19 protein-coding genes, 1 tRNA gene and 1 pseudogene are annotated in these 21,267 nt (G+C 63.0%); 15 read left to right on the top strand and 6 right to left on the bottom strand.

The window, feature by feature from the left end:
* Positions 1-43: 43 nt before the first annotated feature.
* Positions 44-961, bottom strand: coding sequence for a peptidylprolyl isomerase (locus tag NP503_RS31905; RefSeq protein WP_127269307.1), 918 nt, complete (start codon positions 959-961; stop codon positions 44-46).
* A gap of 268 nt (positions 962-1,229) precedes the next feature.
* On the opposite strand from NP503_RS31905, the gene secA reads away from it, so the two are divergent.
* Positions 1,230-3,962: a preprotein translocase subunit SecA gene (gene secA, locus NP503_RS31910; protein WP_127269308.1), complete on the top strand. Its 2,733-nt coding sequence runs from the start codon at positions 1,230-1,232 to the stop codon at positions 3,960-3,962.
* Between the two features lie 94 nt (positions 3,963-4,056).
* Here secA and NP503_RS31915 read toward each other — a convergent pair whose 3' ends face one another.
* Positions 4,057-4,917, bottom strand: a complete 861-nt coding sequence (locus NP503_RS31915; protein WP_127272361.1) for a restriction endonuclease — start codon at positions 4,915-4,917, stop codon at positions 4,057-4,059.
* A gap of 357 nt (positions 4,918-5,274) precedes the next feature.
* Between NP503_RS31915 and NP503_RS31920 the strand changes: the two genes are divergently transcribed.
* From NP503_RS31920 to NP503_RS31935, 4 genes are all read left to right on the top strand, one after another.
* Positions 5,275-6,675, top strand: coding sequence for a lipopolysaccharide biosynthesis protein (locus tag NP503_RS31920; RefSeq protein WP_127271016.1), 1,401 nt, complete (start codon positions 5,275-5,277; stop codon positions 6,673-6,675).
* Positions 6,675-7,955: a GNAT family N-acetyltransferase gene (locus NP503_RS31925; RefSeq protein WP_127272362.1), complete on the top strand. Its 1,281-nt coding sequence runs from the start codon at positions 6,675-6,677 to the stop codon at positions 7,953-7,955. Before NP503_RS31920 ends, NP503_RS31925 begins: the two co-directional genes overlap by 1 nt.
* A gap of 228 nt (positions 7,956-8,183) precedes the next feature.
* Positions 8,184-9,491, top strand: coding sequence for a hypothetical protein (locus tag NP503_RS31930; RefSeq protein ID WP_127272363.1), 1,308 nt, complete (start codon positions 8,184-8,186; stop codon positions 9,489-9,491).
* Between the two features lie 270 nt (positions 9,492-9,761).
* The gene (locus NP503_RS31935) at positions 9,762-10,967 is read left to right on the top strand and encodes a glycosyltransferase family 9 protein (protein WP_127268789.1); all 1,206 of its coding nucleotides are present in this window, start codon (positions 9,762-9,764) and stop codon (positions 10,965-10,967) included.
* A gap of 169 nt (positions 10,968-11,136) precedes the next feature.
* On the opposite strand, the gene NP503_RS31940 is transcribed toward NP503_RS31935, so the two are convergent.
* Positions 11,137-11,221: transfer RNA gene (locus NP503_RS31940), tRNA-Leu, on the bottom strand.
* Between the two features lie 275 nt (positions 11,222-11,496).
* Between NP503_RS31940 and NP503_RS31945 the strand changes: the two genes are divergently transcribed.
* Positions 11,497-12,084 (top strand): YqaA family protein, encoded by a 588-nt coding sequence (locus NP503_RS31945; RefSeq protein ID WP_127268790.1) that lies wholly within the window; start codon positions 11,497-11,499, stop codon positions 12,082-12,084.
* A gap of 34 nt (positions 12,085-12,118) precedes the next feature.
* The gene (locus NP503_RS31950) at positions 12,119-12,637 is read left to right on the top strand and encodes a disulfide bond formation protein B (protein ID WP_127268791.1); all 519 of its coding nucleotides are present in this window, start codon (positions 12,119-12,121) and stop codon (positions 12,635-12,637) included.
* Positions 12,638-13,025: 388 nt separating this feature from the next.
* Here the strand turns inward: NP503_RS31950 and NP503_RS31955 are convergent, their stop codons facing one another.
* Both NP503_RS31955 and NP503_RS31960 read right to left on the bottom strand, forming a co-directional pair.
* Positions 13,026-13,583 carry an HNH endonuclease gene (locus tag NP503_RS31955; RefSeq protein ID WP_006328497.1) on the bottom strand — a complete coding sequence of 186 codons (558 nt, stop codon included), beginning with the start codon at positions 13,581-13,583 and terminating at the stop codon, positions 13,026-13,028.
* Between the two features lie 128 nt (positions 13,584-13,711).
* Positions 13,712-14,353 carry a DNA-3-methyladenine glycosylase gene (locus NP503_RS31960; RefSeq protein WP_127268792.1) on the bottom strand — a complete coding sequence of 214 codons (642 nt, stop codon included), beginning with the start codon at positions 14,351-14,353 and terminating at the stop codon, positions 13,712-13,714.
* Between the two features lie 73 nt (positions 14,354-14,426).
* Here NP503_RS31960 and gluQRS point away from each other — a divergent pair, with 73 nt between their 5' ends.
* Positions 14,427-15,302 (top strand): tRNA glutamyl-Q(34) synthetase GluQRS, encoded by an 876-nt coding sequence (gene gluQRS, locus NP503_RS31965; RefSeq protein WP_127268793.1) that lies wholly within the window; start codon positions 14,427-14,429, stop codon positions 15,300-15,302.
* A 140-nt stretch (positions 15,303-15,442) separates the two neighbouring features.
* Positions 15,443-16,339: a DMT family transporter gene (locus NP503_RS31970; protein WP_127272487.1), complete on the top strand. Its 897-nt coding sequence runs from the start codon at positions 15,443-15,445 to the stop codon at positions 16,337-16,339.
* A 142-nt stretch (positions 16,340-16,481) separates the two neighbouring features.
* On the opposite strand, the gene NP503_RS31975 is transcribed toward NP503_RS31970, so the two are convergent.
* Entirely contained in the window at positions 16,482-17,333 is an 852-nt protein-coding gene (locus NP503_RS31975; RefSeq protein ID WP_127270626.1) for a YihY/virulence factor BrkB family protein, read from the bottom strand.
* Between the two features lie 55 nt (positions 17,334-17,388).
* Between NP503_RS31975 and NP503_RS31980 the strand changes: the two genes are divergently transcribed.
* The 6 genes and pseudogenes from NP503_RS31980 to NP503_RS32005 form a co-directional block, all read left to right on the top strand.
* Positions 17,389-18,255, top strand: coding sequence for an SDR family oxidoreductase (locus NP503_RS31980; protein ID WP_127270628.1), 867 nt, complete (start codon positions 17,389-17,391; stop codon positions 18,253-18,255).
* A 25-nt stretch (positions 18,256-18,280) separates the two neighbouring features.
* The gene (locus NP503_RS31985) at positions 18,281-18,472 is read left to right on the top strand and encodes a twin transmembrane helix small protein (RefSeq protein ID WP_013529428.1); all 192 of its coding nucleotides are present in this window, start codon (positions 18,281-18,283) and stop codon (positions 18,470-18,472) included.
* A 22-nt stretch (positions 18,473-18,494) separates the two neighbouring features.
* Entirely contained in the window at positions 18,495-19,076 is a 582-nt protein-coding gene (locus NP503_RS31990) for a cob(I)yrinic acid a,c-diamide adenosyltransferase (RefSeq protein WP_127270629.1), read from the top strand.
* Between the two features lie 28 nt (positions 19,077-19,104).
* Positions 19,105-19,905, top strand: coding sequence for a rhomboid family intramembrane serine protease (locus NP503_RS31995; RefSeq protein ID WP_127272488.1), 801 nt, complete (start codon positions 19,105-19,107; stop codon positions 19,903-19,905).
* Between the two features lie 213 nt (positions 19,906-20,118).
* Entirely contained in the window at positions 20,119-20,868 is a 750-nt protein-coding gene (locus NP503_RS32000) for an electron transfer flavoprotein subunit beta/FixA family protein (RefSeq protein WP_127277120.1), read from the top strand.
* Positions 20,869-20,891: 23 nt separating this feature from the next.
* Positions 20,892-21,267: pseudogene (locus tag NP503_RS32005) on the top strand (electron transfer flavoprotein subunit alpha/FixB family protein); the annotation flags it as partial.

The raw sequence follows: 21,267 nt of genomic DNA on the forward strand, positions 1-21,267 counted from the left end.
GGCAACCCCTGGCTGCCGCGCCCTTTTCAAAGAGCTATCAGTCTTACTTGGCGCTTTCCAGCGTATCGACCGTCTTCTTCAGGTTCGCGTCGGGGATCTCGATCTTGGCGCCGGCGCGCAGCGACTTGACCAGCGCAAAATATTTGTCGCGGATGACCGCCTGCTTGGCCTGGTCCTTGACGTCGTCGAAGGCCGGCGGCTGCTTGGTGCGCTTGTCCTCGAGCTTGATGACATGCCAGCCGAACTGCGACTGCACCGGCTGCTCGGTGTATTTGCCGACCTCGAGCGCGGAGGCCGCCTTGTCGAACTCCGGCACCATCTGGCCAGGTCCGAACCAGCCGAGATCGCCGCCGCTGGTCTTGCCCGAGGGATCGCTGGTGTGCTCGTTGGCGAGCTTCTGGAAGTCGGCGCCGCCGTCGAGCTGCTTGATGATGGCCTCGGCCTCTTCCTTCGTCTTCACGAGGATGTGACGGGCATGCAGCTCGTTGGTGGGCGGCGTGTTGGCGATTTCCTGGTCGTAGCGGGCGCGGACCTCGGCGTCGGTGACCTTGTCGACGACGCCCTTCTCGACCATCTCGCCATGCAGCGCGCGCTGCTGCAGGAAGGCCATGCGGCGCTGGAAGTCGGGATCCTTGTCGAGCCCTGACGTGACCGCCTGGGCGGCCATGACACGGATCTCGATGGCAGCCGAGAGCGCTGCGGCACGGCGCTGCTCGGGTGGCAATTGCGCGAACTGCTGTGACAATTCCCCTTCGGCAAGCACCAGATCGGCTTCGGTCAGGGGCTGGCCGTTGACCGTGGCGATAACCTTATTCGGATCGACCGGTGCCGCGGCTGGCGCTGCTGCATCCGCCGGGGCGGGAGCGGTTTGCTGCGCCATCAGCGGCGAGAGCGAAAGGGCCGACAGGCCGACGGCCAAGCCAAGGCTGGCGAGCGACGCGCGGCGGAACAACAGGGACATAGGGTGGACTCCGGTGGGGATTGTTAAGAGGGTGCTTCCAGATCGGCCAGATTGTGGCGGAATTTGGCGCAGCCAGCAGGGCCAGCGCGGCGTTGACATCAGTTGAGCCCCCTCTTATCTGTCCAACGACTTTGCGTCCAGAACCGTTTTCCGGGCGCTTTTTGTGTTTGCCAGTGTTCACTAATGTGTTCGCCAGTGTTCACGTGGAATTGATGGGGCCGGCCGGCGCTCATCTCAAGATTGAGAATTCTATCGAAAGGACCATTGGATGGTCAGTCTCGGCGGTCTCGCCCGTAAGGTTTTCGGTTCCTCCAACGACCGTCGGGTCAAATCGACCCGGCCCCGTGTCGAGGCGATCAACGCCATGGAAAACGAGATGCGGGCGCTCTCCGACGAGGAGTTGGTCGGCCGCACCGCGAAGTTCCGCCAGGACATAGCCAATGGCGCCACACTCGACGACCTGTTGGTGCCGGCCTTCGCCACCGCCCGCGAGGCAGCGCGCCGCGTGCTCGGCATGCGCCCCTTCGATGTCCAGCTGATCGGCGGCATGGTGCTGCACAATGGCGGTATTGCCGAGATGCGCACCGGCGAGGGCAAGACCCTGGTCGCGACGCTGCCGGTCTACCTCAATGCGCTCGCCGGCAAAGGCGTCCACGTCGTCACCGTCAACGATTACCTGGCCACCCGCGACTCCGAATGGATGGGCCGCGTCTACAAGTTCCTCGGCCTCTCGGTCGGCGTCATCGTCCATGGCCTGTCTGACGAGGAGCGCAGCGCCGCCTACGCCGCCGATGTCACCTACGCCACCAACAACGAGCTCGGCTTCGACTATCTGCGCGACAACATGAAATACGAGCGCGCCCAGATGGTGCAGCGCGGTCACAATTACGCGATCGTCGACGAAGTCGATTCCATCCTGGTCGACGAGGCGCGCACGCCGCTGATCATTTCCGGTCCGCTCGAGGACCGTTCGGAAATGTACAACACCATCGACACCTTCATCATCCAGCTGCAGCCGCAGGATTATGAGATCGACGAGAAGCAGAAGACCTCGATCTTCACCGAGGAAGGCACCGAGAAGCTCGAGAACCTTTTGCGCGATGCCGGCCTGCTCAAGGGCGAGTCGCTCTACGACGTCGAGAACGTCGCCATCGTCCATCACGTCAACAACGCGCTGAAGGCGCACCGGCTGTTCCAGAAGGACAAGGACTACATCGTCCGCAACGGCGAGATCGTCATCATCGACGAGTTCACCGGCCGCATGATGCCGGGCCGCCGCTATTCGGAAGGCCTGCACCAGGCGCTCGAAGCCAAGGAGCATGTGGCGATCCAGCCGGAGAACCAGACGCTGGCCTCCGTCACCTTCCAGAATTATTTCCGCCTCTACAAGAAGCTCTCCGGCATGACCGGCACGGCGCTGACCGAGGCCGAGGAATTCGGCAACATCTACGGTCTCGAAGTCACCGAGATCCCGACCAATCTGCCGGTCGTGCGCATCGACGAGGACGACGAGGTCTACCGGACGGTCGAGGAGAAATACAAGGCGATCGTGAGAGAGATCCGCGAAGCCAGCGCCAAGGGCCAGCCGACGCTGGTCGGCACCACTTCCATCGAAAAGTCCGAGCAGCTGGCCGAGCGCCTGCGCAAGGAAGGTTTTACCGATTTCGAAGTGCTGAACGCCCGCCATCACGAGCGCGAGGCGGCGATCGTCGCCCAGGCCGGCAAGCCCGGCGCCATCACCATCGCCACCAACATGGCCGGCCGCGGCACCGACATCAAGCTCGGCGGCAATGCCGAGATGCGCATCGAGGAAGAGCTCGGCGACATGCCGGCCGGACCCGAGCGCGAGGCGCGGGAAAAGGAAATCATTGCCGACATCGAGCGGCTGAAGGAAAAGGCGCTGGCCGCCGGCGGCCTCTACGTGCTGGCCACCGAACGCCACGAATCGCGCCGCATCGACAACCAGTTGCGCGGCCGTTCCGGCCGTCAGGGCGACCCCGGCCGCTCGAAATTCTTCCTGTCCCTGCAGGACGATCTGATGCGCATCTTCGGCTCCGAGCGCATGGACGGCATGCTGCAGAAGCTCGGCCTCAAGGAAGATGAGGCGATCATCCATCCGTGGATCAACAAGGCACTGGAAAAGGCGCAGAAGAAGGTCGAGGCGCGCAACTTCGACATCCGCAAGAACCTTTTGAAATATGACGACGTCTCCAACGACCAGCGCAAGGTGGTGTTCGAGCAGCGCATCGAGCTGATGGACGGCGAAGGCCTGTCCGAAACGATCGCCGAGATGCGCGAAGGCGTCATCGACGAGATCGTCGCCAAGGCCATTCCCGAAAACGCCTATGCCGAGCAGTGGAACGTTGCCGGGCTGAAGGCCGAGATCGCCGAGTTCCTCAACCTCGACCTGCCGGTCGAGGACTGGGCCAAGGAAGAGGGCATCGCCGAAGACGACATCCGCGAGCGCATCGGGCAGGCCGCCGAAGCCGCCGCCAAGGAGCGCGCCGAGCGTTTTGGCCCCGAGGTGATGAACTATGTCGAGCGCTCGGTTGTGCTGCAGACGCTCGATCATCTGTGGCGCGAGCACATCGTCAATCTCGACCATCTGCGTTCGGTCGTCGGCTTCCGCGGCTACGCCCAGCGCGATCCGCTGCAGGAGTACAAGGGCGAAGCATTCGAGCTGTTCCAGGCCATGCTGGGCAATCTGCGCCAGGCCGTCACCGCGCAGCTGATGCGCGTCGAACTGGTCCGCCAGGCCGCCGAAGCGCCGCCCCCGGAAGCCCCCGACATGTTCGGCACCCACATCGACGGCACCACCGGCGAGAACGACTTCGAAGGCGGCGAAACCGCCCTCCTGGTCCGCCCGGAGACAACCGCCGTCGTCGCTCCCGAGGACCGCGACCCCAACAACCAGGCCACCTGGGGCAAAGTCGGCCGCAACGAAGCCTGCCCCTGCGGTTCGGGGAAGAAGTACAAGCACTGCCACGGGGCGTTCGCGTAAGGGCGCGGCGCTTTTTTTCCCTTCTCCCCGTTCACGGGGAGAAGGTGCCCGAAGGGCGGATGAGGGGCGGCGCTGGGTTCCGCGATTGGCGTCGTTAAAACTCGGCGAATGCCGCCTCGTCGACCGTCACTTCCTCCACCATCTTCACTCGCACGCCGATCTTCTGATCCTTGAGCAGATCGCATAATCCGTCACCATCGATCAGGTCGATGGCAGGAGCGCCGTCGCGCACAGCCTCGCGCCGCGCATCCGCGGTAAATGTACCGGTGGTGATGACAAGGCCCTTATCGGCTCGACCAACCATTGCACCGCGAAAGTCGCGCACGACGCCTGACCCCACCGAGCCTTTCCAACGCTTGCACTGGAATAGCACGTGGAACGAAAGCAGGTTGACCCGCAATACACCGGTGCCGTCGATGCCACCATCGCCGCTCCTCCCGGTCACCTCGACCTTGATAAAGCCGGCCTCACGGAGAATTCTCTGGCACAACCGCTCAAAGGCCGCGGGATCAAGCGCCAGAAGTATGTCGAGCAGTTGCTCCCGCCAGTCCTTCAAGGCGATATCAGCTGCTTCCGCTTCGGCCTCCACGCGCTCGGGGGCAACGACAGTTTTCGCTTTGCGTAGTGCCGCGTCGGCTCGCCTGACAAGCCGTACGATTTCTTCCGGAGCAAGTGACAGCGATGCCCGGCCTTCCGCCGTGAGCGCCCACACGCCGCGCTCGCTATTGTTCGTGAGGCCTGCATTCTTCAGCCAGCTTCGTGCCCAGGCGCAGCGATAATCGAACTTTGCCCTTGGACCATCACCAACCAGCACCGCCCGCGCCGCATCGGAAATGTTCATCAGTACTGCCGTCTTGTCGTCGATCTCTTCGATCGAAGCGGAGCCGCCGAGCGCGTCCAATGCCCGCAAGACCGGCACAAAGAACTCTGCAAAGGGTGGAACGGTCGCCTTCATCGTCCCATCCTCATACAACCCAACGCGCAACGAACTTGTCTCGGGCCCCCAGAGTCACATGGCCGTGAATTATAAGCTGTGACATGGTTTCCCCAGAACGGGCGTATTAGAGCGGGTTTCGCGCTTCTGGGAAAGTGCTTGAATGTTAACCCGCCATCATTTGCGCTCGTATTTCCTCCGTTCTTTGCCAAGCGCACAGCGCAAACCCTCCCACCGCCAGCGCCGCCCCTCATCCGCCTGCCGGCACCTTCTCCCCGTATAGTGACGGGGCGAAGGGGGCTCCCCACCCACGTTTTCTTAATGTGTCTCCGCTACACTAACGCCTGAAAAAGAAGCGGAAAACGGAGAGAAATCGGGGTGCGCTTTTCCGCGGCCACGACTGCCGGGCGGTTCTTGCCGCAGCGTTGGGCGCTGCGCATGGGGCCGTTGCTTGGCCGCATCGATGCCGTGCTGTTCACCGCCGACGAGCGCGGCGAGGCGAGCCGCATGTCGGTCATCGCCTTCTCGGTCCGCATCGTTAGCGCCGTCATCGCCTTCGTCAGCCAGGTGCTGATGGCACGCTGGATGGGCTCGTTCGAATATGGCATCTTCGTCCTCGTCTGGGTGACGATGGTCATCGTCGGCAATCTCGCCTGCCTGGGCTTCCACACCTCGGTCATCCGCTACATTCCCGAATATCGCGAGCGCGGCTTGATGGACGAACTGCGCGGCATCGTGCTAGCCAGCCGTCTGTTCGTGCTGATCGCCTCCACGCTGATTGCCGGGCTCGGCGCGCTCGGCGTCTGGCTGGCGGCACCCTGGATCGAGAACTACTATGTGATCCCGTTCATCCTCGGCGTCATCTGCCTGCCGATGATCGCCATGTCCGACCTTTTGTCGGGCCTGGCACGCGCCAACAGCTGGGCGCTGTTTGCCCTGTCGCCGACCTATCTGGTGCGGCCCGTGCTGATCCTGCTGTTCATGGCGCTGATGCTGTTCGTGGGCTACGCACCCGATGCCAGGACCGCCATCTTCGCCTCGATCGCCGCCACCTACGCCACCACGCTGGGACAACTCGTCGGTGTCACCCAGCGCATGGAACGGCAGATCCCGGCGGGGCCGATAAAGGTCCATTTCGCGCAATGGTTCGTCGTCTCGCTGCCGATCTTCCTGGTCGAGAGCTTCTTCTTCCTGCTCACCAATGCCGATGTGCTGATGGTCGGCGCCTATATGGATCCCAACGACGTCGCCGTTTATTTCGCCACCGTGAAGACGCTGGCGCTGGTGCATTTCGTCTACTTCGCCGTCAAGGCCGGCGTTGCCCAGCGCTATGCGCAGTTCACCCATGGCGACCCGCAAAGGCTTGCCGCCTTCGCCCGCGAGACGGTGTCGTGGACGTTCTGGCCATCGCTCTTGATGGCACTGCTGGTGCTGGCGCTCGGCGAGCCGATGCTGGTGCTGTTCGGCCCTGAATTCACATCAGGCTATCCGTTGCTGTTCCTGCTTGTCTTCGGCGTCGTGGCGCGGGCCGCCGTCGGCCCCTGCGAAAGCCTGCTGACGATGAGCGGCAACCAGAACATCTGTGCTGCCGTCTATGCCATGACGCTGGCCTTCAACATCGCCCTCAATGTGGTGCTCATCCCGATGTTCGGCCTGTGGGGCGCGGCAATGGCCACCGCCTTTGCCATGATCTTCGAAGCCGGCGCGCTCTCCTTCACGGTGTGGCGCAAGCTCGGCATCGCCATGCTCATCTTCTTAGCCCCGAAAGGAGCCGCGTGATGGCTGCCATCCCGTTGCTTGAGGAAACCAGCGGCGGCACTGCCGGCGCGATGGTGTCTGGCCTTGCCGGACTGACCCGCGACGCCGACCCCGCTCACATTGAAATCCTCGCCAACAACCGGCCCGAGCGCAAGCTCGCCATCTATCCGGCATCGGCCGGCTTCGACCTGGTCGAGGAGCTGGATTATCTCTGCGCCCGCACGGTCGAGCCCAACGTGTTCTTCAACCCGCGTTTCCTGGCGCCCGCCATGCCGCGGCTGGAGGACCGCGAGGTGCGGCTGGCGGTCATCCGCGACGGCGACGAATACCGCAACCGGCTGCGCCTTCTGGTGCCGTTCTCGGTGGAACGGCCGGTGGTGCCGCTCGGCGTGCCGGTCATGCGCACATGGTCGAGCCCGTTCGGTCCGCTCGGCACGCCGCTGGTCGACCGCGACGATCCGGTCGGCGTCGTCGAAGACTTCTTCTCGATGCTGTCGCGCCCGCACCTCAAGCTGCCGAAAGTCTTCGTCCTGGCCGATGTCCGGCTCGATGGCCCGGTGGCGAGCCTGCTTGCCACCGTGGCCGAGGCGCGCGGCCTGACGCTGGTCACCACCGGCCAGATCCAGCGCCCGGCGCTGGAGAGCGAGCTCGATGGAGATGATTATCTGAAGGCCTCGCTGCGCGCGCACCATTATCGCGAGTTCCGCCGCCTGAAGCGGCGCCTTGGCGACCTTGGCAAGCTTGAGCATGTCGTGGCGCGCGGCCCCGAAGACATCCGCCATGCCATCGAAGGCTTCCTGTCGCTGGAAGCGGCCGGCTGGAAAGGCCGCGAACGCACCGCCATGGCGATCGACCGCTTCCGCGCCGCCTTCGCCCGCGAAGCCGTGCACCGGCTGGCCGAACAGGACATGTGCCGCATCCATTCGCTGACGCTCGACGGCCGCACCATCGCCTGCCTGATCGTCTTCGTCGAAGCCGGCATCGCCTATACCTGGAAGACGGCCTATGACGAGACGCTGGCCAGCTATTCGCCCGGCACGCTGCTGATGATCGAGGTGACCAGGCAGCATCTCGACGATCCCAACATCATGATGACCGATTCCTGCGCGGTGCCCGACCATCCGGTGATGAGCCGGCTATGGGCGGAGCGCAAGCCGATGGGCACGCTGGTGATCGGCCTGGCGCCGGATGCCGACCGCCTCACCCGCCAGGCCGCCTCGCAACTGCACCTCTACCGCGAGACCCGCAACATGGCCCGCCTGCTGCGCAACCGCATGAAGAGCCTGTTGGGGCGGCGCTGAGAAAAGGCAGGGTGCGGTTCTGGAGAATGGCACATCTTCGCTGCAATATTTGACGGGTGGGTGACCGGGAGTTTACTTCGGTTGCCAGCAGGCAAACGCGAATATTGATCTCTGCTTATAAAAAAACGAGATTTCTCGCAGAAATTTCCAGTGAAAGCCGATAAAACCTACTCGCATTCTTGTTCTTAATTCACGATAATCTAGTGATTCGGTAGCGATGAGAGAGAAATGTCGCTGAATCATGAGGCCAACGGCGCCCGGCACATCAGTGCGGAGGATAGCGCCGTTGTCCGAAGGGCCGACGAAGACTTCGACGAACTGATTCGAAGCATTCGAGCCGCAACGTATCAAGCTTTGCCTCTCTTCGAAGAGGAGCCCGTGACCGGATTGGCCCAGTCAGACACGCTGGCCGCCTCCCTCGGCTCGACTTCGGCCCGGACGGGCTCGAGCCAGGCCCGCGCCATGCGCGGCTCCTCGCCCTTGTCCAACGACAGGCTGGATCCACGTGCCGGTGACGACTCGGCGTGGTCGTTGGTTGACCACGATGTGGGCAGGCTTGATGCGCAAACGCACGATGCCGACGCTCCCGATACCGACAAATGGGAATTGCAGGAAGAGGTGGCGAAGCTGCAGCGCTTGCAGGATCGCACCTCGAAAGAGCTTGGGCGAAAATCGCGCGAGCTATCGATCGCGAGCAAGACCATTGCCGACCTGGAAGTCCAACTCAACAGGGCACGGCAGACCATTGCGCAAGCGGACAGGCATGCCGGCCAGCGCGCAACGCGGTTCCTCGAAGCGAATGTCGAGGTCGAGCGTCTGGGCCGGAACCTGGCGCGCGTGTCGGGGCAATTTCGCGACGAGATCATCGCCAGGCAAGCCGCAGAGCAGGCGCGTGAGGACGTTGCATCGCGGCTCGCCAGCTTGCAACAGGCCGCCATGCTGCTTCGTTCCAAGGTCGCGGATTACCAGCTCCACAACGAAAGACTGACCGGCAAACTGTCTGCGCAGATGCTGGTGCAGCAGGACCTGCAGGTGCGGCTGTCCACGCTCGAGCATCAGCGCGGCGTTCTCGGCGATTGCGCCGCCGCCGCGCAGGAGCGGGCCGTCGAACTTGAAAAGAGGTTGCGCTCGCTCCAGCGCAGCGCCGCCGATCAAAGCGTGGTCCGCGCAACGCCGAGGGTCGGGCAGCGCGCCGAGGACGTGGCCGAGTATCGGGGCCAAACCTCGGAAGCCGAGATCGCGACGTTGCGCCAGGAGCGCGACGCGGCGCGCCGAGACTATGGCGCGGTGAAGGTCCAACTCGCCGATCTCCGCTTGCGCGGCATGACCGACGAACTCGCGCATGCCCGTTGCCGCGATGAAAACCGCCAGCTTCATCAAAGGCTGGAAACGCTGACACGCCAGGATCCCCCCAGCGGACCGGCAGCCGATGACAATGCCGATCTCGAACGGACATTCGACGAATTGCTGGCGGCTGGCGAGATCGGCGCGGCCAATGACGGCGGCCCCACCGGCGGGACGCGCAAAGCGTCTTGACCGCCTGCTGAGGCATATCGGTACGCAGGTGGCCACGCCGAGCCGACGGACGTGTTGGTGATCGGCATGACGCCGCCGCCCTTCTGGCACACCGAACTCGAGGCCGTCGAAACGTCGAGTGCATTCCAACGGTTGTCCTGTCTGTGGATGCCCTCAGCAAGCGTCTTGATCCCTGCCAGAGCGAGGATTCCGAGCCATGAAAAATGAAATGGCTGCCGCAGGTCTCCTCGCCATCAGTCCCGGCTCGATCATTGCATCGCCGAGCGCTCCATGCCCTTGGATAGCATCTGGAGCGGCGGCGGCGTAGATACCGTCTGGAAGAATGTTCAACGTCAAAGCTTAGGAATCGCCATGAGTAGGCAAGATCGAGGCCTTACGCGCTTCTCACGCAGGACGCGCAACGGCTTCAAGAATGCGGCGTTAGCACTTCATCTAGCGATCAACGTAGAACGACGAGACAGCATTGCCATTCGTGTAACAGGCGGCATGGGCGACCATATCGTGGCCGTCCGGTTTATTCGCGATCTGCTGAGCCACTTTGGCCGCGCAAAGATCGACGTCTATTCCGTAACGGGCGGAATGGGCTGGCTCTACGAGCCTCTCCCGGATGTAACTTTCATTGAAGCTCCGAAACGCGTATTTACGTGGGTCACGCATCGATATCTTCTTGTCCTGCAGCTCACACACACCGTAGATCTTGTGCACATGAGTTCTGCCGCTGCCGAACGGTGGCCGGCGCTTTCAGCAATGCTGCAAAGCATCGCACCCTATCGGAAGATGTTTTCGCATGCGATCGATGCGCATCCTCATTTGGACTTCCATCCAGCACTTGTAGCCCAATTTCAGAACGTGAGGCGAGACACCTTTCTGAACCATGTCAGCGGTGTGCCCTTTGGCGGCCATCAATATCCGTTACCTGAGGATGCGTCCTTGGTTCAAAGCTTGGGACTGGACCATAAACCCTACATTACCGTCCATAATTCCTTCAGCGAGGAGTCGGGTCGCCCTCGAGCTACGCGAGATTATCCGTTCTTGGATGATGTCGTGAAAGAGGTGAAGGCGCAGTTGCCGGATCTTCCGGTTGTCCAAGTCGGCGTGGTAGGAGGCACCCTCAGTTCGGCCGACTACAACCTTTCTTCCAAGACAACACAGCCGCAAATCACCTCCGTTCTTGCGAACTCGTCCATGCATTTCGACATGGAGGGAGGGCTTGTTCATATCGCAAGCTGTGTAGGGACGCCGTGTTGTGTCGTTTTCGGTCCAACGCCGATCGGCTATTACGCCTACCCGAACAATATCAATATTGCCCCGCGTGTCTGCGGCGGTTGTTGGTCCATTACATTGGATTGGCAAAAGACCTGCCTTCTAGGCGCTGCGGAACCGCCTTGCATGTTCACGCAACCACCCAAGGCGGTGGCGCATGCGGCGTTACCGCATCTGCGAGTTTTGTTGAGCGAAAAGCGCCGATCAGCCTGAAGGGGCACTTGCAGGCGAACAAGGGCCGGCAAGCGTTAGCATGGGAAACAGCAGACCACGATACACCAAAAGGCCAACCGGGAACGCAACGCCGGCGCTGCCGCGCACAAGCGGATCCCAAAACAAACACAGGCTAAATTGTCCCACCCGAAGCTCGAAGAGTGAAGGATGGTGCCCCTAGCCGGAATCGAACCAGCACTCCTTGCGGAACTCGATTTTGAGTCGAGCGCGTCTACCAATTCCGCCATAGGGGCTCAGGCCGGGCGGCCTGGATGGCGCGGGACTATACGGTTGGAGGGCTGTTCGTCAACTGGCCAATTCTCCGGCGCCCTCAAGATGCGACCAAACTGCGCCTTTCGATTTCGTGAGGGGGCTGCCATTGTGCAGCGCGGAAAATCTTTCTAGACAGGCGGCGCATCAAAGCGCGGCACGTCTGCGGGGACGGATGGCGTGCTCTGGGTCTTTGTTGCGTGCATGCCGTTAACCCCAACCTGCCTGCGCAATGGAACGACACGCATTAGGAGTGCCGATGCTTCGCGGACTTTACGACTGGACCTTGTCGCTGGCGGCCCGCAAATCCGCCGAATGGTGGCTGGCCTTCATCGCCTTCGTCGAAAGCTCGGTGTTCCTGGTGCCGGCCGACGTGCTCTATCTGCCGATGGCGCTGTCGCGGCCGGATCGCGCCTACCGCTATGCGCTGATCGCCACCGTCGCCTCGGTGCTGGGCGGCATCGCCGGCTGGTTCATCGGCCACTACGCCTATGACGCGGTGGCGAGGCCGATCCTCGAATTCTACGGCAAGTACGACGAGTTCGAAGCGCTGCGCGCAGGGGCAGGCATCGGCTTCATCGTCCTGATGCTGATCACGTCGGGCGCTGCCCACCTGCCGCCGATCAAGGTGGTGACGATCCTGTCCGGCGTCATCGGCGTCAATTTGCTGTTGTTCGTGGTGCTGGCGATCGTAGCCCGCGGTGGCCGTTTCCTGCTGCTCGCCTGGCTGCTGCGCCATTATGGCGAACCGATCCGCGAATTCATCGAAAAGCGCCTCGGCCTCATCGCCGGCGCCGGCGCGGCTGCCCTGATTTTGCTCTATATCCTGGTCAAATACGCGTTCTGAACAGAACCATTGCGAGCCGGACGGACTGATTGAAATGACAGCGACCATGAATGCCGACACCGGACGCCAGCGCACGCTGACCGCCTTGTTCCTCGCCGTCGCCATGGCCGCCACCGTTGGCTCGGCGCTCGGCTTCCAGTATCTCGGCGGCTATATCCCCTGCCACCTCTGCCTCGAACAGCGCACGCCCTACTATGTCGGCGTGCCGCTGATGGTGCTGGCGGTGATTGCGTCGATGCTGCACGCACCCAGTTGGCTGACGCGCGGCCTGCTGGCCGTCGGCGGCATCCTGATGCTCTACGGCCTCTATCTCGGCGTCTACCACTCCGGCGTCGAATGGCAGTGGTGGGCCGGCCCGACCGATTGTACCGCAGGCGCCGGGCCGGTCGACACCGGCGGCAAGGGCGTGCTCGACGCGCTCGACAAATTCGTGCCGCCGTCCTGCGACAAAGCCGCCTTGCGCATCCTTGGCCTGTCCCTGGCCGGCTGGAACGCCATCGCCAGCCTGATCCTCGCCGCCGTCGCCTTCCGCGGCGCCCTCACCCGCGACTGATTGAGCAGCGCGACGCAGGGTTCGCGCAAAAATTCGTCGGGCTGACTCGGGTGGCGCGGCTTCGACGTCCGAGCCAGGTCGACCCCCACTCCGTCTCGGCGTCGCCGAGCCACCTCTCCCCCGATCGACGGGGTAGAGGAAGGGGCGCGAACCTGTTGTAGCCAGCGCTCCTCCGAGAGAGGCTCCCTTCCTCTCCCTCCGGAGGGGGGAGAGGTGGCGCTGCGAAGCAGCGACGGAGTGGGGGAAGCCGGTCCTTAAGCGCGAAGCCGCTGATAAGTGAGCACGACCGAACTGGTCCGATACCGGGGAGTGTCGGATATCATGGTCTGGTAGGCGGAAGCGCAGACAATTGCTCCAGACGGCCAGCCTCCCGAATTCTCGAACGATCTCAGGGTTCGAGTTCGACATCCCAGTACAGATAATCCATCCAGCTCTCATGCAGATGGTTGGGCGGGAACAGGCGGCCATTGTTGTGCAGATCGTGCACCGTCGGCTGGAAAGGCTTCTGCAGCGGCCACATCTTGGCATGCGCGGGCATCATGCCGCCCTTCCTCAAATTGCAGGGCGAGCAGGCGGCAACGACATTCTCCCATGTCGTCGCGCCGCCGCGATGGCGGGGGATGACGTGATCGAAGGTCAGATCCTCAGGCGTGCCGCAATACTGGCACTGGAAGCGATCGCGCAGGAAGACGTTGAAGCGGGTGAAGGCCGGGTGCCTGGAGGGCTTCACATAGGCCTTCAGGCTGACCACGCTCGGCAGCTTCATCGAGAAGGTCGGCGAGGAGACGGCGTGCTCGTATTCGGCGACGATGTTCACCCGGTCGAGGAACACCGCCTTGATGGCATCCTGCCACGACCAGAGCGACAAGGGGTAATAGCTGAGCGGACGGTAATCCGCATTCAGCACCAGTGCTGGAAGCCCATCCGGAGATACGGCAACCGTCACGTGTTCACCTCCTTGGTTCTAGACCCGAACGGCGCGGATACTGTAAGCCCGACATGACAGGGATGTGAAGCGGATTGTCGCGTCGCCTAAGCGCCAAAAATGCATGATTTTTATGATTTTTTGCGGATTCAGGCCGGCGGCGCGGCGTCCCGCCCTCTGGTTTCGCGATAATAGGACCAGAAAAGCCGTGATGCGACACCTCGCCACGGGCTCCATGATTCGGCCAATGCGATCAGGGTTTTCTCCGGCGGACGCGGCTCGATGCCGAGCGCGTGGCCGACCGCGCTCTGCAGCGCGACGTCGCGCGCGGGGAAGATGTCGGGATGCCCGGCGGCGAATAAGAGATACACTTCCGCTGTCCACGGACCGATGCCGGACACCGCCGTCATCGTCGTGATCGCCTCCTCGGCATCGAGCGAACAGAGGTGATGAAGGTCGAGGCCGTCGACCACGGCCTGGGCAACAGCGATCAGGCCGCGCTGTTTGGGCCGCGACAGGCCGGCTTCGCGAAACATGTCCTCGCCGGCGGCCAGGATCGCCTGCGGCGTCAGCGGATCGACGAGCTTGGTCAGCCGGCCGAAGATGGCATCGGCACTGGCGCGGGACACTTGCTGCGAGACGACGATCGACGCCAGGCTTCGAAACCCCGGCTCGGACAGCCGCAGCGGCACCTCGCCGGCCATGCCGCGCACCTTTTCCAGGCGCGGGTCGATCACGCAAAGCGCGTCGAGCCCCCGGGCAATGTCGTCTGATGTCACGATACGGCGCATGCTTTCTTGTTCCTCGACCGTCGACAGGGTAGCAATTGGCGAAGCGCCGCAAAACATGATTGCCGCCTGAGAGATGACACTCCTGACATTCCGCTTCGCGCCCAGCCCCAACGGCGACCTGCATCTCGGCCACGCCTATTCGGCGCTGCTCAACCAGAAGCTGGCGGCACGGGCGCACGGACGCCTGCTGCTGCGCATCGAGGATATCGACACGACGCGCTGCACGCCGCAATTCGAGGCCGGCGTACTTGCCGACCTGAAATGGCTGGGGCTTGGCTGGGAAGAGCCGGTGCGCCGCCAGTCCGAGCATTTCGCCGAATACCAGGCGGTGCTCGAGCGGTTGATCGCGGAGGAACTCGTCTACCCCGCCTTCATGAGCCGTGGCGAGATCCGCGCCTTCATCACCGACAGCGAAAAGCGTGGGCGCGACTGGCCGCGCGATCCCGATGGCGTGCCGCTCTACCCCGCCGCGGACAAGGCGCTGCCGCTGAAGGAACGTCAGCGGCGGATAGTCGAGAATGCGCCCTTCGCCTGGCGTCTGGATGTCGAGGCCGCCATGGCGCGTGTCGGCAAGGACCTGTCCTGGACGGAGTATTCCGACGAGACGCTTTCCGCGACGCGCTCCGTGGAAGCCCGCCCGCAGGACTGGGGCGACGTGATCTTGGCGCGCCGTGACATCCCGACCAGTTACCACCTCGCCGTCGTCATGGACGATGCGCTGCAAGGCGTCAGCCACGTCGTACGCGGCCAGGATCTGTTTTCCGCCACCGGCGTGCAGCGCCTGCTGCAGCGACTCCTGGGGCTGCCGCAACCGGCCTATTTCCATCATCGCCTCATCCTCGGACCCGACGGCCGAAAGCTGTCGAAGAGCCTCCGTGACACCGGTCTTGCCGCGCTGCGCCATGCCGGCGCATCACCTGATGACATCAGACGGACGGTCGGGCTTTGACCAGGCGAGATCACCTGCCAAATGCGCCGGCCGTTGAATTTCAGTGATGTATGGATCAATGGTTTCGCTTTGCGCGTCGGGTTGAAGCGCATTAGAGCAGCGCCACGGTCAACTCTCCCCAGTACGGCGGCCTCCGGAACATGCACAGCATCAAGCGGTTCATCCCCGCCACCTTCGTCGTCTTGTGGGCCACCGGCTTCATCGGTGCGCGCTACGCCATGCCGTGGGCGGAACCGTTCACCTTCCTCGCCGCGCGTTTCGTCCTCGCTGCTATCCTGCTGGCCGTCCTGATGCTTGTGCTTGGCTCGAAAAGAGCCACCCGCCAGGAGGCGCTGCATGCCACCGGCGCCGGCATCCTGATGCATGGCGTCTATCTCGGCGCCGTCTTCTGGGCCATCCACAGGGGCATGCCGGCCGGCTTTTCAGCCCTCATCGTCGGCCTGCAGCCACTGATCACGGCGGTGCTTGCCGGTAAGTTTCTCGGCGAGGCGATCCTGCCGCGCCACTGGCTTGGCCTTGGCATCGGCCTCATCGGTATCGTCATCGTGCTGTGGCCGAAGCTCGGCGCGCTGGGCGGCGGCGTGACCGCGGCGACATTGACCGCCTCACTGGTCTCGGTGCTCGGCATGAGCGCCGGCACCATCTGGCAGAAGCGCTTCGCCTCCGGCGGCGACCTCGTCGCGGCGACCATGTGGCAATATGTCGGCGGTGGTTCGCTGATGCTCCTTGCCTCGCTCGCTTTCGAAACCCACACCGTCGTCATCAATGGCGAGCTGATCTTCGCCATGGCCTGGCTGGTGCTGGTGCTGTCGCTCGGCGCCATTTTCCTGCTGATGGTGATGATCCGCGACGGCGAGATGTCGAAGGTGGCGTCGCTGTTCTACCTGGTGCCGGCGGTGACGGCGGTCATCGCATGGGCCCTGTTCGACGAGCAGCTCAACGCCCTGCAGATCGTGGGCATGGCGATCACCACATTCGGCGTTGGCCTGGCAACGGCGCGGCAGACGAAGGGAAGAACTGTGGAATTGAGGAATTGAGGAATTGAGGAATTGAGGAATTGAGGAATTGAGGAATTGAGGAATTGAGGAATTGAGGAATTGAGGAAGAAGCACAGACAGCGCCGGATATGGCCCGCTTTTTCTCCAATCCTTCAGTTCTTCAATTCCTCAATTCTACCTGTCATCCCACCCGCGCACGTGCCTCCAGATAGCGGCTGATCGCAGCATTGAGCTCGCCGCCAAGGATGAAGATCGCCGAGACCATGTAGAGGAAGACCACGGCGATCATGATCGAGGCCAGGCCGGCATAGGTCGTCACATAGGACGAGAAGTGGTCGAGATAGGTGGCGAAGATGGTCGAACCGATAAGCCATGCCGCCAGCGTGAAGACGATGCCCGGCACCAGCGAGACGAAGCGGCGCTTGCCCGCCGGCAGCCAGAAATGCACGGCAAACAATCCGCCGACAATGACCGCCGAAGCGATGACGTAACGCCACAGCGTGATGGTGCCCATATAGGGCTTGATCCAGTCGATATGGGCTTCGGCGATCCGCGCCAGCAGCGGCGCGAACACCAGGAGCACGCTGATCGCCAGGAAACCGGCCGTGGCGATGAGAACGAAGATGATGCTCTGCACCCGGCGGTAGATGATGCCGCGCGTTTCCGAAACGCGATAGGCGCGGTTGAGCGACGTGCGCAGCGCCTCGATGCCGTTCGACGCAAAATAGGCAGCAAGCACCACACCATAGGTCAAAAGGTCGGTGCGCCGGACGGTCAGCACATTGAGCACTTCGCGCGCGATCGGCTTGGCGATCTGTTCGGGCCAGGTGTCGAAGACCAGATGCACGGCGGTGTCGGAGAACGCCTGCGCGCCCAGGAAGCTCGCCAGCGTCGTCGCGAAGATCAGGAACGGGAACAGTGCCATCAGCGATGTGATCGCCAGATGGCTGGCCATCGCCCAGCCGTCATCGGTGTTGAAATGGCCGAGCGCGTCGTAGAGGACCCGCTTGAGGGCTACGATCTTCCGCAACAAGAACCGCGCCCTCCAATTGTCTCCACGCCGGGAATATGGGAAGGGATTGCGGCAAATGGCAACCCTTGGCGAAACCACGAACAGTCCGGCGCGAAAGTTGCGCTCGATTATCATCACCGGTGCGTCTTCGGGAATAGGCGCGTACTGCGCCCGCGCGTTGAAGGCAGAAGGCTGGCGGGTGTTCGCAACGGCGCGCAAGCCGCAGGACATCGCCGCGCTCGAAGCCGATGGCATCGAGGCCTTCTATCTCGATTATTGCGAGCCGGACTCCATCGCCTCGCTGGTGGCGGCGGTGCTCGACCGCACCGGCGGCCGGCTCGACGCCCTTTTCAACAACGGCGCCTATGCGCAGCCGGGCGCCGTCGAGGATCTGCCCGTTGCGGCGCTCAAGCAGCAGTTCGAGGCGAATTTCTTCGGCTGGCATGATTTGACCCGCCGGCTGGTGCCGGTGATGCGCCGCCAGGGTGACGGCCGCATCGTCCACTGTTCGTCGATCCTTGGCCTCGTGCCGGTGCGCTTTCGCGGCGCCTATTCCGCGTCGAAGCATGCACTGGAGGCCTTGATGCTCTGCCAGCGCCAGGAACTGGCCGGCAGCGGCGTCCACGTTTCGCTGATCGAGCCGGGGCCGGTGAAGTCGAAGATCGCCAGCAATGGCCTCATTTGGTTTCTCAGCAACATCGACCACGAGAATTCCGTGCACCGCGTGGACTATGCGGCGCAACTCGAGCGGCTGCGGACCGGCGGCAGCCAATCGGCCTTGAAGCCAGGGCCGGAAGTCGTTCATGCGGCGCTGCGCCATGCACTTCTGTCGCGGCGCCCACGCCCGCACTATGTGGTAACAGTGCCGGCCAGGATCGGTGCGGTGCTCAAACGCATCCTGCCTGCATCGATGCTTTACCGCCTGATGGCCAAACGCGCCTGAACGCCAAAACAACTGGAACGAAACAATGGCAACCGTCTTCAACATTCTCGCCATTCTGGTCATGGTCGCCGTTGCGGTCGTGCTTGTTCGTGGCCTCATCAATATGATGCGCGGCGGCTCCGGCGTCACATCGAACAAGCTGATGCAGGCGCGCGTCATGCTGCAGGCCGTGGCGCTGGTGCTGATCCTGCTTGCGGTGTATTTCACCCGCAAGTGAGGGATGTCGGCGGGGAGGCGAAATGGTCAAGCTCAACAAGATCTACACCCGCACCGGCGATGATGGCACCACGGGTCTCGGCACCGGCGAGAGGCGGCTGAAATCCGACCTGCGGGTAGACGCCTACGGCACGGTCGACGAAGCCAATGCCTGCATCGGCATCGCCCGGGTCCACACGGCCGCGATCCATCCCGCGATCGACGCCATGCTTTCCCGCATCCAGAACGATCTGTTCGACCTCGGCGCCGATCTCGCCGTGCCCGACGACGGCAAGCCGCTCGGCTATGAGCCGCTTCGGATCGTCGCCGTGCAGACCGACCGGGTCGAAAAGGACATCGACCTTCTCAACAAGGAGCTTCAGCCGCTCAAATCCTTCGTGCTCAATGGCGGCACGCCGGCAGCGGCGGCACTTCACCTTGCCCGCACCGTGGCGCGGCGGGCCGAAAGGCTGATCGTGGCCCTTGCCCAGGATCCGGACGAGCACGTCAACCGCGACGGTCTGAAATACATCAACCGGGTCTCGGATTTCCTGTTTGTCGCCGCCCGGGCGGTCAATGACAACGGAAACGCCGACGTGCTATGGGTTCCCGGCAAGAACCGCTGATTGTCGAAAGCGGAAGAGGGCCTGGGGCATGTTCATCCCGCTTTACGACACCAACAGGCTGCGGCACATCAGGCTGCAATATGTGACCATCGGGCTGATCGTGGTCAATGCCCTGGTCTACCTTGCCACCGCGCTCGGCGGCGAGAGTTTCTCCAATGCCGCCGTGCTTGGTCTCGGCTTCATCCCGTCGGTCGTCCATGACACCGCCGAGCTCGATCCCCGTTTCATCGTCATCCCCGAAAGCCTGAGCTACCTCACCTATTCCTTCCTGCATGCAGACATCTTCCATCTCGGCGGCAACATGCTGTTCCTGTGGGTGTTCGGCGACAATGTCGAGGATGCGCTCGGCCACATCCGCTACCTCATCTTCTACCTGTTGTGCGCGATCGCCGGCGCCGCTTTCCAGGGCCTCGTCGCCTGGGATTCGCAGGCGCCGCTGATCGGTGCCTCCGGCGCCATCGCCGGCGTGGTCGTCGCCTATCTGATCCTTTATCCCAGGGTGAAGGTCTGGGTGCTGGCCTTTGCCCGCATTCCGCTCCGCATCCCGGCCTTCATCCCGCTCATCTTGTGGGTGCTGTTCCAGGTGGTGATGTTTGCCGCCGGCGGCGAGGACCAGATTTCGTGGGCCTGCCATATCGGCGGCATCATTGCCGGAGCCGTTCTTGTGCTCGTCCTGCGCAGCCGCGGCGTGCCGCTGTTTGCCGGCGCCGACGAGGACGTCGCGCCCACCGCTCCCGACCAACCGCCGGTTGCCACGGAACCGCTGATCCCCGACCCGCCCGCCGCGACGCCGCGCTGGGGGCGAGGAAACACTTCCAGTTCGGACTGAACCGATTTGAGCCGCTTGCAGCGTATTGACGTGCAGGGTTGCCGCAACTACGGAAACGTCACCGCCGCAACCTAAGGCGGGCAAAGACCAGAATTTCCATCCGGCCGGAATTCCATCCGGCCAAAATTCAGTCAGGAATGTCGGCTTTCGACAACTCAGAACGGGCGCAGGCTGTTATAGCGCGCCCAACTAGCGTGAAGAGGTGACAGGCAAATGAAGATCCTTGTGCCCGTGAAGCGGGTTGTGGATGCGAACGTCAAGGTTCGCGTGAAGGCTGATGGTTCGGCGGTGGAGCTCGCCAACGTCAAGATGGCGATGAACCCGTTTGACGAAATCGCGGTGGAAGAAGCAATCCGGCTGAAGGAAGCCGGCAAGGCTGAAGAAATCATCGTCGTCTCGATCGGCCCGCAGCAGGCGCAGGAAACACTGCGCACCGCGCTCGCCATGGGCGCCGACCGCGCCATCCTGGTCAAGACCGACGAACAGACCGAGCCGCTCGGCGTCGCCAAGGTGCTGAAAGGCGTCGTCGACGCCGAGCAGCCCGGCCTCGTCATTCTCGGCAAGCAGGCGATCGACGACGACTCCAACCAGACCGGCCAGATGCTGGCGGCACTGCTTGGCTGGGCGCAGGGCACCTTCGCTTCCAAGATCGTGCTCGACGGCGACAAGGCCAAGGTGACGCGCGAAGTCGACGGCGGCCTGCAGACCGTGGAACTGAAGATGCCGGTGATCGTCACCGCCGACCTTCGCCTCAACCAGCCGCGCTATGCCTCGTTGCCCAACATCATGAAGGCCAAGAAGAAGCAGCTCGACGAGAAGACCCCGGCCGACTACGGCGCCGACGTCAAGCCGCGGCTGAAGGTCATCAAGACCGAGGAGCCGAGCGGCCGCAAGGCAGGCGTCAAGGTCAAGAGCGTCACTGAGCTGGTCGACAAGCTCAAGAACGAAGCCGGCGTGTTGTAAGCGATCGGGAAAGGAACAGAAAAATGGCTATTCTCCTCATCGCAGAACACGACAACGCAACGCTTTCCGACCAGACCGCCAAGGCGCTGTCGGCGGCGCTGCAGATCGGCTCGGACGTGCATGTGCTGGTTGCCGGCAAAGGCGCCAAGCCGGCAGCCGACGCTGCCGCCAAGCTGAAGGGCGTGAGCAAGGTGTTGCTGGCCGAGGCAGACGAACTTGCCGAGCGCCTGGCCGAACCGACGGCAGCGCTCATTGTGTCGCTGGCGGGCGCCTACGACACCATCATCGCGCCGGCGACCTCGTCGGGCAAGAATGTCGCGCCGCGCGTCGCAGCGCTGCTCGATGTCGCGCAGGTGTCCGAGATCATCGAAGTCGTATCGCCCGACACCTTCAAGCGGC

The organism is Mesorhizobium sp. SEMIA396 (assembly GCF_024518615.1).
GTDB lineage: Bacteria > Pseudomonadota > Alphaproteobacteria > Rhizobiales > Rhizobiaceae > Mesorhizobium.